The sequence below is a fragment of the Peribacillus simplex genome, from assembly GCF_030123325.1.
Taxonomy (GTDB): Bacteria; Bacillota; Bacilli; order Bacillales; family DSM-1321; genus Peribacillus; species Peribacillus simplex_D.
Window position 1 is genome coordinate 1,685,546 of record NZ_CP126106.1, and the last position, 12,727, is coordinate 1,698,272.

A 12,727-nucleotide genomic window follows, 5' to 3' on the forward strand; every position below is an offset into this window, starting at 1 on the left:
CATGACCCAACAACAACAATGGATGTCTCTATTAGGTTTGGCCAATCGAGCACGCAAGCTAATTTCGGGTGAAGAATTAGTGGTTAAAGAGATTAGAAGCGGTAATGCCAAAGTTGTTATTTTATCCGCGGACGCTTCAAAAAACACTGAAAAAAAAATATCTGATAAGTGCGCATTTTATCAGGTTCCTTTAAAAAGAGTCGAAAGCAGGTCAATGCTCGGCCATGCGATAGGTAAGGATGCTAGAGTTGCCGTCGCAGTTCTGGATGAAGGTTTTGCACAAAAACTCCGAACGCTGCTCGATTAAATTTTACGGGGGTGAACGTATGACAAAATTGCGTGTATATGAATATGCAAAACAAAAGAACGTTTCAAGCAAGGATGTAATAAATAAACTTAAAGAAATGAATATAGAGGTAACAAACCATATGACAGCATTAGACGATTCAACTGTAAATAAATTAAACGATTCAATCAAACCTAAAAATGAAGAAAAAAACCAAGCTGCTGAACCAAAAGCTAACGCTACCGTCGCGAAGTACGAAGCTGAAGCGGATGAAAAGAGCACAGTCAATAAAGAAAAACTGAAGAAGAAACCACCAGTTAAACCTGTAGGTACGAAAAAACCAACAGGTGGTCAGTTCAACAAGGGTCGCAATAACAAGAATAAAAATAATAAACAAAGACAACAAGCGCCTCAGGCACCTGTTACTAAACGTAAAGAAAGAGAACTTCCAGAGAAAATTACGTTTTATGAGTCTTTGACGGTTATGGAACTTGGAAAAAAACTTCACCGTGAACCTTCTGAAATCATTAAAAAGCTCTTTATGCTTGGTGTTATGGCAACAATCAACCAAACTTTGGATAAAGATGCAATTGAATTGATTTGTGCGGAATACGGTGTAGTGGCAGAAGAAGAGATTCGTGTCGACCTAACAGACCTTGAATCACTTGTCACTGAGGACGCTTCTGAAGATTTGATTGAACGTCCGGCTGTCGTGACGATCATGGGACACGTTGACCATGGTAAAACGACATTGCTTGATTCTATCCGACATACAAAAGTTACTGAAGGCGAAGCTGGCGGAATCACTCAGCATATCGGTGCATATCAAGTTAAAGTTAACGATAAGAAAATAACTTTCTTGGATACACCAGGTCATGCCGCGTTTACAACAATGCGTGCCCGCGGTGCACAAGTTACCGATATCACCATTCTTGTCGTCGCTGCGGATGATGGCGTCATGCCTCAAACGATTGAAGCGATCAACCATGCCAAAGCGGCAGAAGTTCCAATTATCGTCGCTGTCAATAAGATGGATAAAGAGGCTGCCAATCCGGACCGTGTCATGCAAGAATTGACAGAACATGGTTTAGTTTCTGAAGCATGGGGCGGAGACACGATTTTCGTACCAATTTCAGCTAAAAACGGTGAGGGTATCGATAGTTTGCTTGAAATGATTCTTCTTGTCAGTGAAGTGGAGGAGTATAAAGCGAATCCATCTCGTAAAGCAAATGGAACGGTTATCGAAGCACGTTTGGATAAAGGGCGCGGATCGGTTGCCACATTGCTTGTTCAAAACGGAACGTTGAAAATCGGTGATCCGATTGTTATCGGTAATACATTCGGACGTGTTCGTGCTATGGTCAACGATCTTGGACGCCGTGTTAAGGATGCAGGTCCTTCAACACCGGTTGAAATCACTGGATTGAACGAAGTGCCACAGGCCGGCGATCGTTTCATCGTCTTTGAAGATGAGAAAACGGCCCGTCAAGTTGGGGAAGTGCGTGCACAGAGACAACTTGCTTCACAACGTAATGAGAAATCCCGTGTAACCCTGGATACATTATTCGAGCAAATGAAAGAAGGGGAAATTAAAGAATTGAACATCATTCTAAAAGCTGATGTTCAAGGTTCTGCGGAAGCAGTAGCCGCTTCCCTGAATAAAATAGAAGTGGAAGGCGCTAAAGTGAAAATCATACACATTGGCGTCGGTGCAATTACAGAGTCTGACATCATCTTAGCTACAGCTTCGAATGCAATCGTCATCGGATTTAATGTCCGTCCTGACGTGAATGCGAAACGTGCAGCTGAATCAGAAAATGTTGATGTCCGTCTTCACCGCATCATCTATAAAGCGATCGAAGAGATCGAGTCGGCTATGAAAGGGATGCTTGACCCTGAATTCGAAGAAAAAATCATCGGTCAGGCTGAAGTCCGTACGACTTTCAAAGTATCCAAAGTAGGTACGATTGCCGGTTCTTACGTTACAGAAGGAAAAATTACACGTGATAGCGGAATTCGCTTAATTCGTCAAGGTGTCGTCATTTACGAAGGGGAAATTGATGCATTGAAACGTTTTAAAGATGATGTAAAAGAAGTGGCAACGAACTATGAGTGCGGTATTACGATTAAAAATTACAACGACCTTAAAGAAGGCGATGTAATTGAAGCGTTTGTAATGGAAGAGATCGAACGTAAATGATCGTTGGCTCTGTCCAATGTGAATGCATCATCCATGACACCCATTCTTTGAAAGAAAAAAGGGCCGTGCTTCAGCGTGTCATGACACGGCTTAAGCAGAAGTTCAATATTTCTGTAGCAGAGACCGATTTTCAGGATTTATGGCAGCGGACAAAGATTACTATCGTAACCGTAACATCCTCAAGGAAGGCTACTGAACGGGAACTTCAGAATGCCCTTAAATTTCTAGATTCTTTTCCGGAACTAGAGCGAACAATAACAGATATAGACTGGCTTTAGGCTATCGAGGTGATATTATGAGCCTTCGTTCAAATCGTGTTGGCGAACAAATGAAAAAAGAGCTGAGTGAAATTATCGGCCGAAAAATTAAAGATCCAAGAATCGGATTTGTAACAGTGACGGATGTCGCGGTTACAGGCGATTTACAACAGGCAACAGTTTATATTTCCGTTTTGGGTGACCAGGAACAAAGGGAGAAAACCCTGCAAGGTCTTGCTAAGGCGAAAGGATTCATGCGTTCAGAAATTGGGCAGAGAATCCGCCTGCGCAAAACCCCTGAGCTGTTTTTTGAATTTGATGAATCGGTCGATTATGGTAATCGTATCGAGTCGTTGATTTCCCAAATCAATTCAGAGGATAAACCGGCTGAAAAAGACGAGGAATAAGCAAGCAGTAAAAGGAGGCCGACTCAATAAGTGCTTTGCACTTCTTGAAGTCGGTCTCTTTTTTTTGAAAAAGGAAAAACACCTTTCGGAATTGGAATTCATTTTGCTTTATGATAGTCGTTTAGGGTGTTTTATAAATGATGAGGTGAAAGTGTGAACGGTATTCTTCCATTATGGAAACCCAAGGGATTGACATCCCATGATTGTGTTTTTAGATTAAGAAAGATTTTAAAGACAAAAAAGGTTGGGCATACAGGTACTTTAGATCCTGAGGTAACAGGGGTATTGCCTATTTGCATTGGCAGGGCAACTAAGATAGCCGAATATTTGACAGAAGCCGGTAAAGCGTATGAAGGGGAAGTGACCCTTGGTTTTTCAACGACAACTGAAGACGCTAGCGGTGAAAAAGTGGAAGAGAAGAAGATTGATCAAGTGATTCAGCGTAAACGGATTCTTGAAGTACTGGAAACATTGACTGGGAAAATTGAACAGACGCCGCCGATGTTTTCAGCGGTAAAAGTAAACGGGAAGAAGTTATATGAATATGCCCGTGCAGGGATAGAAGTGGAGAGGCCGACAAGGGAGGTGACCATCTATGAAATCACCCTTCTCGATGATCGTTCTGAATTTAAAGGGGAAACCATTTCTTTTCGTTTTCGGGTCAAATGCAGCAAAGGAACGTATATTCGGACGCTTGCAGTCATGATGGGTGAAGAACTGGGTTTTCCTGCCCACATGTCAGACTTGACACGTATTGAATCAGCAGGTTTTAAGCAGGAGGACTGTTTCACATTTGCTGAAGTGGAAGAGTTCATGGAGAGTGGACAAACGGATGAATTTCTGTTGCCTTTGGAGCGGGGATTATTTCATTTGCCCAAATTTAAGATTAGTGATAAAGTAGCAAAGAAAGTACTTAACGGTGCGGTATTGGAACAAACAAAGGATGTTGTTGTTGAAAAAGGGAAGCCTTTTGTGATGGTCGATCCAGCAGATAAGGCCATTGCCATTTATCAAATACATCCGACAAAAGTGGGATTAATTAAACCTGTAAAAGTATTGGCACAAGAATTATAGACCGTTTTACCGCCGGAAAGAGGAGATTGAAAGGTGAAAGTGATCGCAATAGAGCATCCTCATCAATTTAATTCGGATGATTTTCCCGAGCTTGTAATGGCGCTTGGATTTTTTGATGGTATACATAAAGGTCATCAGATTGTCATTCAAACCGCCAAGAAAAAAGCCGATGAAATGAATCTTAAGTCAGCAGTCATGACATTTGACCCGCATCCTTCTGCAGTACTGGGTAGGAAAACGGAAAATATCCGCTATATCACTCCACTTGAAGATAAGGTGGATATCATAGAGTCGATGGAGATCGATTATTTATTCATTGTCCATTTCAGCAAGGAATTTGCTTCGGTACTGCCGGAACGGTTCGTTGACGAATACATTGTCGGGCTGAATGTCCGTCACGTAGTTGCTGGCTTTGATTATTCATACGGTCGCTATGGACAAGGAACGATGGAAGATTTGCCTGTTTACGCACAGGGAAGGTTCTCGCAGACAGTCGTTGAAAAACAGACACTTGAGGATGAAAAGGTTAGCTCGACTAGAATCAGGGAAACGCTCGGTAATGGCAACTTTTCCGACTTTTATCATTTGGCTGGCCGCCGCTATTTAACGAAAGGTAATGTCGTACACGGTGAAAAGCGGGGCAGGAAGTTGGGTTTCCCCACCGCTAATATTGAAGTAAGTGACGATTATATCTTCCCTGCTGCAGGCGTATATGCCGTCAGGATCAAAATAAGCGGTAAATGGTATAATGGTGTTTGCAATGTCGGGTACAAACCTACGTTCCACGAAGAAAAGCCGAAGTATCCCACTGTAGAGGTTCATGCATTGGAGTTCTCGGGAGATATTTATGGCAACCAGGTATCGGTGGAATGGCATACAAGACTTCGGAGTGAACAAAAATTTTCCGGACTTGAAGCATTGGTCGCACAGATCGAAACGGATAAGCAAAATGCAATAGCCTATTTTGCAAAGCTTGGAGCATAAAAGACAAGACTTGCAATTTTAATGAAAAACATGTATTCTATTGTATGTATGAAAATAACCATTGCTTGGCTAGTCGAGACTCCGACGCTGGCTCGGTAATAGGTGATTTTACAGAATTTTAGGAGGAATAATAACATGGCAATTACACAAGTACGCAAAAACGAACTTATCGCTGAGTTCAGAACTCACGATACTGACACTGGATCTCCAGAAGTTCAAATCGCAGTATTAACAGAAGAAATCAACAACTTGAACGGTCACTTACGCACACACAAAAAAGACCACCATTCACGTCGCGGTCTTCTAAAAATGGTAGGTAAACGTCGTAATCTTTTAACTTACCTACGTAACAAAGACGTTACTCGTTACCGTACACTAATTAACAAATTAGGTCTACGTAGATAATTTTTTCAGGAAGGCGGGAAATTTCCCGCTTTTTTGATGTTAATCAAATGATTTGGACGTGTTCTACTTAAGGCTGGGCCTTCGTCCTTGGGACTCGGCAGGAGCCGGGTCCTTTTCCATTTATAAATGATCAGGATATACATAATCAAATGAATGAAATTTTTATTCATTTTACTGTTAATGCTTGTTTTTTTCGTGCATAATAGGAATAGTTTGGTTTTAACTCGAGTTCAGTTACTTTCACATATAAATGATTTAATCCAATACAGGTTTAGGTAAACTAAGCCTCTAAATGAAGATCCAGAGAGGGGTTTAATAAATGGGACAGGAAAAACATACGTATTCATTTGACTGGGCCGGCCGTAATGTAACGGTAGAGATAGGGCAATTAGCCAAACAAGCGAACGGGGCAGTTTTAGTCCGTTATGGAGAAACTGCTGTATTAAGTACTGCGACAGCGTCAAAGGAACCTAGAAATGTCGACTTCTTCCCTTTGACAGTAAACTATGAAGAAAGACTTTATGCAGTCGGTAAAATTCCGGGAGGTTTCATCAAACGTGAAGGACGACCAAGTGAAAGGGCAATTCTTGCAAGCCGTTTAATCGATCGTCCAATCCGTCCGCTTTTCGCCGATGGTTTCAGGAACGATGTTCAGATCATCAGCATGGTCATGAGTGTCGATCAAGATTGCTCTACGGAAATGGCAGCTATGCTAGGTTCTTCCCTTGCACTTTCAGTTTCCGATATTCCGTTCGAAGGTCCAATTGCTGGAGTTGTGGTGGGGAGAATCAATAATGAATTCATTATTAACCCTACTGTTGACCAACTGGCCAAAAGTGACATCAATCTGACGGTTGCCGGCACTAAAGATGCTATCAACATGGTTGAAGCCGGAGCAAATGAAGTACCAGAGGAAACCATGCTTGAAGCAATCATGTTTGGACATGATGAAATCAAGAAGATCATTGCATTCCAAGAGAAAATCGTTGCTGAAATCGGCAAGGAAAAAATGCAGGTCACTTTATATCAAGTGGATGCTGAACTGGAAGCAGAAGTGAAAGGCCTATGTGAAGCAGACTTGAACAAAGCTGTACAAGTTCAGGAAAAACATGCTCGTGAAGACGCGATCAAAGCAGTAAAAGATCGTGTGTTGGTTCATTATGAAGAAGAAACTGATGAAGAAAAATTAAAGCAAATCAAGGAAATCCTGAATAAATTGGTCAAATCCGAAGTCCGCCGTTTAATCACGGAAGAAAAAGTGCGTCCGGATGGCCGTAATCCTGACGAAATCAGACCATTATCATCGGAAGTTACCATTCTGCCCCGTACACATGGTTCCGGATTGTTCACGCGCGGACAAACTCAAGCGCTATCCATCTGTACATTAGGTGCTCTCGGTGATGTGCAGATTCTGGACGGACTTGGAACCGAAGAGTCAAAACGTTTTATGCACCACTATAATTTCCCGCATTTCAGTGTTGGTGAAACTGGCCCTATCCGTGGGGCAGGACGCCGTGAAATCGGTCATGGTGCACTTGGTGAAAGAGCATTGGAGCCTGTCATTCCAAACGATAAAGACTTCCCATATACAATCAGACTTGTTTCTGAAGTCCTTGAATCAAATGGTTCAACATCACAAGCAAGTATCTGTGCAAGCACTTTGGCAATGATGGATGCCGGTGTTCCATTGAAAGCTCCAGTTGCCGGTATTGCTATGGGTCTTGTCAAAACAGGTGAGCACTATACAATCTTAACGGATATTCAAGGTATGGAAGATCATCTGGGAGACATGGACTTTAAAGTCGCAGGGACTTCAAAAGGTGTTACTGCCCTACAAATGGATATTAAGATTGAGGGTCTTTCAAGAGAGATTCTTGAAGAAGCTTTACTACAAGCCAAACATGGCCGGATGCATATTTTGGAATCAATGATGTCAACAATCAATCAACCGCGTGAGCAGTTATCCAAATATGCTCCAAAAATCGTTACAATGTCCATAAATCCGGATAAGATCCGTGATGTAATTGGACCGAGCGGAAAACATATCAACAAAATCATTGAAGAAACTGGCGTGAAAATCGACATCGAACAGGATGGAACGGTATTCATTTCTTCTACTGATGAACCAATGATCCAAAAAGCGAAGAAAATCATTGAGGATATCGTACGTGAAGTCGTAGTGGGCGAACTATACTTAGGTAAAGTTAAACGTATCGAAAAGTTCGGTGCCTTCGTTGAAATCTTCAATGGTAAAGACGGTTTGGTACATATTTCTGAACTGGCTGAAGAAAGAGTCGGAAAAGTGGAAGATGTCGTTTCACTTGGCGATGAATTATTGGTCAAAGTTACTGAGATCGATAAGCAAGGAAGGGTGAACCTTTCCCGTAAAGCGGTCTTGAAAGAGCAAAAAGAGGCAGCCAACCCTTCTCAATCGTAATGGAAAATGAAAATCCGGCATGCGATTCCTTGTGAATCTGCATGCTTTTTTTGTTTGAAAGTATTGGAATATCCATTTTGCGAATGGCGTTATAAGCATGTCATGTTCTACCTTGTCCGTTTTCTTCATACATTTTGGTATGAAGGGGGCGTAAAAAATGAATAATAAGTGGAAGCAGATAGTTGCGATAAGTGCCATTGCAGGTATATCATGGTTATTAGTGCAAAATCCATATACACAAGTTTATTTGACCCAATTAACCAATGATTCAGTTGCTTCAATGAAGCAAGAAGACGAGCTTCTTTTACAAATAAAAGAATCAACAAAAAAATATGAGATTGCACCACAGGATGCACGAATAGATTCTGTTTGGAAAACCGTTCCTGCATATAACGGCCTGAAGGTAAATATTGATGAATCGTATAAAGCCATGAAGAAGGAGGGCGTGTTCGATAAGGATAAGCTGGTATTTCAGCAGGTCCCTGCAAAGATTCATATGGAGGATCTGGATCCGGCTCCGATTTACCGGGCCCACCCCGAAAAGCCAGTGGTTTCATTTTTAATCAATGTGGCCTGGGGGAATGAATACTTACAAGATATGCTTGCCGTGTTAAAAAAGAATAATGTCAAGGCCACTTTTTTCCTTGAAGGGAATTGGACCAAGAAAAATCCTGATTTGGCCAAGATGATTAAGGGCGGCGGGCATGAAATTGGAAATCATTCTTATTCACATCCCGATATGAAAAACATATCCGCACAAGCTACACGTGAGGAAATTCGAAAAACGAATGAAGTCATTGAAGCGGTTACAGGTTTGAAAATGAAATGGTTCGCACCACCAAGTGGAAGCTACCGGGATGAAACGGTGAAAATCGCGGATTCTTTCGGTATGGAGACCGCCATGTGGAGTGTGGATACGATCGACTGGCAAAAGCCAAGCCCTGAAGTCCTTCAACAAAGAGTGCTTTCTAAGATACACCCTGGAGCATTTATATTGATGCATCCGACGGAATCTACCGCAAAATCATTGGAGACGTTAATAATTGAAATAAAAAAGAAAGATTTAGATGTTGTTACCGTTTCGGAAGCAGTAGATGAAGAGCGATCGAATCCATAAAACATTGGTAACGATAGCAGCATAGAATGATTGGGAGGAATGTTAGTTGATTAAGAAATACACGTGTCAAAATGGAGTTAGAATTGTATTGGAGAATATTCCAACTGTACGCTCAGCAGCAATTGGAGTATGGATCAAAACAGGTTCAAGAAATGAAACACCAGAATTGAATGGGGTTTCACATTTCCTGGAGCATATGTTCTTCAAAGGGACAACTACGAGAAATGCGCGGGAAATTGCCGAGTCGTTCGATAGTATTGGTGGACAGGTGAATGCATTCACTTCAAAAGAATATACATGCTACTATGCCAAAGTGATGGATAACCATGCAAGCTATGCGCTTGAAATCCTTGCTGATATGTTCTTCAACTCAACATTTGATGGGGAAGAATTGAAAAAAGAAAAAAATGTCGTCTACGAAGAAATCAAAATGTACGAAGACACACCCGATGACATTGTCCATGACCTCTTAAGCAAGGCGGTATATGAAAACCACCCCCTTGGCTATCCTATACTTGGGACGGAAAATACGCTTGAAACCTTCAATAGTGATACATTAAAAAAATACGTCCATGATATGTATACACCCGATAAAGTAGTAGTGTCGATTGCTGGGAACGTGGATGAAAAATTGATCCAGGAAGTCGAAAACTATTTTGGCTCATATCAAGGAGGGGAAGACCGTCTTGAATTGGTCAAACCTTCCTTCCATGAAAATAGGATCACCCGTAAGAAAGATACCGAACAAGCCCACTTATGCCTTGGTTACAAAGGCTTGGAAATCGGCAATGATAAAACATACAGCCTGATCACCTTAAATAATATTCTTGGAGGGAGCATGAGTAGCCGCCTATTCCAGGACGTCAGGGAGCAACGCGGCCTTGCCTATTCCGTTTACTCCTATCATTCCAGCTATCAAGATAGCGGTATGGTGACAGTATATGGGGGGACAGGCACAAACCAGCTTGACAGCCTTTATGAAACCATTCAGGAAACATTGGATACTTTAAAAAGGGATGGCATTACGGAAAAGGAATTACGGAATAGTAAAGAGCAACTTAAAGGAAGTTTGATGCTCAGCCTTGAAAGCACGAATAGCCGCATGAGCCGGAACGGAAAAAATGAGCTAATGTTGGGTGAGCACCGTTCCCTTGATGATATCATCATCAAGATTGACGAAGTGACAGAGGATACCGTCAATGAATTGGCAAATCAGATCTTTACGGAGCATTCCTTGTCATTAGTGAGCCCGCTGGAAAACTGGGACAAATAATAACGACTAAGCCTGAACCTTCCTTTTATTAAAGGGAGGTCAGGCTTTTTTTCTTTGAATGTGGGAGGGTCCAGTGTTTTGGACAATATTTGGATAAATGCCTTCTAAGTTTACCTTTTTCGGATATAGATTGAATAGAAGGCGAAAAAGGGGGAACCAATTTTGAGGTTAAGCGAACTGAGCGGTAAGGAAATAGTCGATGTGAATAGGGCGGAAAGATTAGGAATCCTTGGTCAGACGGATTTGGAAATAGATGAAACTGGACAAATTACCTCGTTGATCATCCCATCCGTCAAATGGTTCGGCCTTTTAAGGAATGGCAGTGAAATAAGAGTGCCATGGGATCACATAAAAAAAATCGGTGCGGATATGGTCATCATTGATTTTCAAGAAGGACTTTCACTAAAAGACGGAGAGCAAATGGACGGATAATGACGTTCGCGCCCACTCCGTGGAATTTCTCGAAATGCAATCCCGAAAACGCCTTAGCTGGCAATAGCTAAGGCGTTTTATGATTTCTTATCACCGTTTTTTAACTAAAAACATAAGATGGCAGGGTAACTAGAGAATGTAGCAAAAACCGAATTGCTTCCTGAAGGGATTGTATCACGGGGCAAGGAATGTTTAGGATCTTTTATATAAAGAAGGTGACGGTTTTAATGCTCACAGGCATGCAAATCGCTGTAATTGGTGGAGATGCGCGTCAGCTTGAAGTTGTCCGTAAACTGACGGAGCTTGATGCAAAGCTATTATTGGTAGGTTTTGAACAGCTCGACCATGCTTTTACCGGAGCGGTTAAGGAAAAAATGGAGGATATAAATTTCAATGAATTAGATTCAGTTATTTTACCTGTCCGGGGCACGGATTCAGATGGGAAAGTAGAAACGATTTTTTCCAGTGAAGAGGTTGTCTTAACTGAAGAAATGATAAAAAAGACCCCGGCGCATTGCACATTTTATGCAGGAATCAGTAACGATTACCTAGATGAGATATTCAAGAAAGTGGATCGCAAACTCGTACTATTGTTCGAACGTGATGATGTGGCTATTTATAATTCGATTCCCACTGTTGAGGGTGCGATCATGATGGCCATCCAACATACGGATTTTACGATCCATGGATCGAATGTAGCCGTTCTCGGACTGGGAAGGGTCGGTATGAGTGTAGCCCGGTCATTCCATGCACTGGGTGCAAAAGTGAAGGTGGGAGCAAGAAAAAGCGAAGATATTGCGAGGATCAGTGAAATGGCATTAGACCCTTTTCATTTAAATGATCTTGCTGCTGAAATGAAAAATGTTGATATATGTATCAATACGATTCCTTTTCCGATAATTACCGCACAAGTTATAGCTAAAATGCCCGTTCATACATTAATCATCGACCTTGCTTCAAAACCGGGGGGGACGGATTTTCGTTACGCTGAAAAAAGGGGAATTAAGGCGCTGTTGGCACCGAGCCTGCCGGGTATAGTTGCCCCGAAAACAGCTGGTCAGATATTAGCGAATGCACTGGGACTATTGATACAAGGCGAGTTCACGAAAAGGAAGGGGAAAATGATATGAGTCTCAAAGGTAAACGGATTGGTTTCGGATTAACAGGATCTCATTGCACATATGACGAAGTGTTCCCGGAAATAGAAAAACTTGTAGATGAAGGGGCGGAAGTCATTCCAATCGTAACATCGACAGTTCAAAACACGGAGACCCGTTTTGGAAAGGGCGAGGATTGGGTCGAAAGAATAGAAAAATTGACGGGGAATCATGTCGTTGATACAATCGTCAAAGCAGAGCCTTTAGGACCTAAATTGCCACTTGATTGCATGGTGATCGCTCCTTTAACGGGTAACTCAATGAGTAAGATGGCAAATGCTCTTACCGATTCGCCAGTACTTATGGCTGCAAAAGCGACGATGAGAAATCACCGTCCAGTCGTGGTCGCAATATCAACAAATGATGCACTTGGGTTAAATGGTGTCAATCTAATGAGGCTGATGGCTGCAAAAGATATTTATTTCGTTCCATATGGCCAAGATAATCCCACAGGCAAACCAAGTTCAATGGTTGCAAGGATGAGCATGATAAGGGATACGATCATAGCTGCACTGGAAAGGGAACAGATTCAACCTGTCATCGTCGAAAGATTCAAGGATGATTTAGCCTGAACTAGTATTTCTGCTTTCATCCCTCCTTCTAACGACTGACATATATGCATAAATTTGTAGGTTGAAGTTATGAAAAACCACTCCACTACCAGAATATTTTGTTAAAGTGCGACCCTTTGGAATGTT

The 12,727-nt window shown here is 41.9% G+C and carries 13 protein-coding genes; all 13 read left to right on the plus strand.

Annotated elements, in window-relative coordinates; translation table 11 throughout:
• The first annotated feature begins 1 nt into the window (after window position 1).
• The 13 genes from QNH43_RS08190 to QNH43_RS08250 all read left to right on the plus strand — a co-directional run bounded on the left by QNH43_RS08190 (window position 2) and on the right by QNH43_RS08250 (window position 12,601).
• Window positions 2–307 (plus strand): YlxQ family RNA-binding protein, encoded by a 306-nt coding sequence (locus QNH43_RS08190; RefSeq protein WP_061144653.1) that lies wholly within the window; start codon window positions 2–4, stop codon window positions 305–307.
• Between the two features lie 19 nt (window positions 308–326).
• Window positions 327–2,486, plus strand: coding sequence for a translation initiation factor IF-2 (gene infB, locus QNH43_RS08195; protein ID WP_283917422.1), 2,160 nt, complete (start codon window positions 327–329; stop codon window positions 2,484–2,486).
• Window positions 2,483–2,764 carry a DUF503 domain-containing protein gene (locus tag QNH43_RS08200; protein ID WP_057913375.1) on the plus strand — a complete coding sequence of 94 codons (282 nt, stop codon included), beginning with the start codon at window positions 2,483–2,485 and terminating at the stop codon, window positions 2,762–2,764. Before infB ends, QNH43_RS08200 begins: the two co-directional genes overlap by 4 nt.
• A gap of 17 nt (window positions 2,765–2,781) precedes the next feature.
• Entirely contained in the window at window positions 2,782–3,150 is a 369-nt protein-coding gene (gene rbfA / locus QNH43_RS08205; RefSeq protein WP_034313607.1) for a 30S ribosome-binding factor RbfA, read from the plus strand.
• Between the two features lie 153 nt (window positions 3,151–3,303).
• Complete coding sequence (gene truB / locus QNH43_RS08210; RefSeq protein ID WP_283917423.1) at window positions 3,304–4,224, plus strand: tRNA pseudouridine(55) synthase TruB; 921 nt, start codon at window positions 3,304–3,306, stop codon at window positions 4,222–4,224.
• A 33-nt stretch (window positions 4,225–4,257) separates the two neighbouring features.
• On the plus strand, window positions 4,258–5,208 hold the full coding sequence (gene ribF, locus QNH43_RS08215) for a bifunctional riboflavin kinase/FAD synthetase (protein ID WP_283917424.1): 951 nt from the start codon (window positions 4,258–4,260) through the stop codon (window positions 5,206–5,208).
• A gap of 135 nt (window positions 5,209–5,343) precedes the next feature.
• The gene (rpsO, locus tag QNH43_RS08220; RefSeq protein WP_053345367.1) at window positions 5,344–5,613 is read left to right on the plus strand and encodes a 30S ribosomal protein S15; all 270 of its coding nucleotides are present in this window, start codon (window positions 5,344–5,346) and stop codon (window positions 5,611–5,613) included.
• Between the two features lie 319 nt (window positions 5,614–5,932).
• Window positions 5,933–8,050, plus strand: coding sequence for a polyribonucleotide nucleotidyltransferase (gene pnp, locus QNH43_RS08225; protein ID WP_283917425.1), 2,118 nt, complete (start codon window positions 5,933–5,935; stop codon window positions 8,048–8,050).
• A 157-nt stretch (window positions 8,051–8,207) separates the two neighbouring features.
• Window positions 8,208–9,167: a polysaccharide deacetylase family protein gene (locus QNH43_RS08230; protein WP_076366451.1), complete on the plus strand. Its 960-nt coding sequence runs from the start codon at window positions 8,208–8,210 to the stop codon at window positions 9,165–9,167.
• Window positions 9,168–9,213: 46 nt separating this feature from the next.
• Window positions 9,214–10,440, plus strand: a complete 1,227-nt coding sequence (locus QNH43_RS08235) for a M16 family metallopeptidase (RefSeq protein ID WP_283917426.1) — start codon at window positions 9,214–9,216, stop codon at window positions 10,438–10,440.
• 162 nt (window positions 10,441–10,602) lie between these two features.
• On the plus strand, window positions 10,603–10,872 hold the full coding sequence (locus tag QNH43_RS08240; protein WP_076366447.1) for a YlmC/YmxH family sporulation protein: 270 nt from the start codon (window positions 10,603–10,605) through the stop codon (window positions 10,870–10,872).
• 227 nt (window positions 10,873–11,099) lie between these two features.
• Window positions 11,100–12,002 carry a dipicolinic acid synthetase subunit A gene (gene dpaA, locus QNH43_RS08245; protein ID WP_283918312.1) on the plus strand — a complete coding sequence of 301 codons (903 nt, stop codon included), beginning with the start codon at window positions 11,100–11,102 and terminating at the stop codon, window positions 12,000–12,002.
• On the plus strand, window positions 11,999–12,601 hold the full coding sequence (locus QNH43_RS08250; protein WP_076366443.1) for a dipicolinate synthase subunit B: 603 nt from the start codon (window positions 11,999–12,001) through the stop codon (window positions 12,599–12,601). The genes dpaA and QNH43_RS08250 overlap by 4 nt, the downstream gene beginning before the upstream one ends.
• Window positions 12,602–12,727 lie beyond the last annotated feature (126 nt).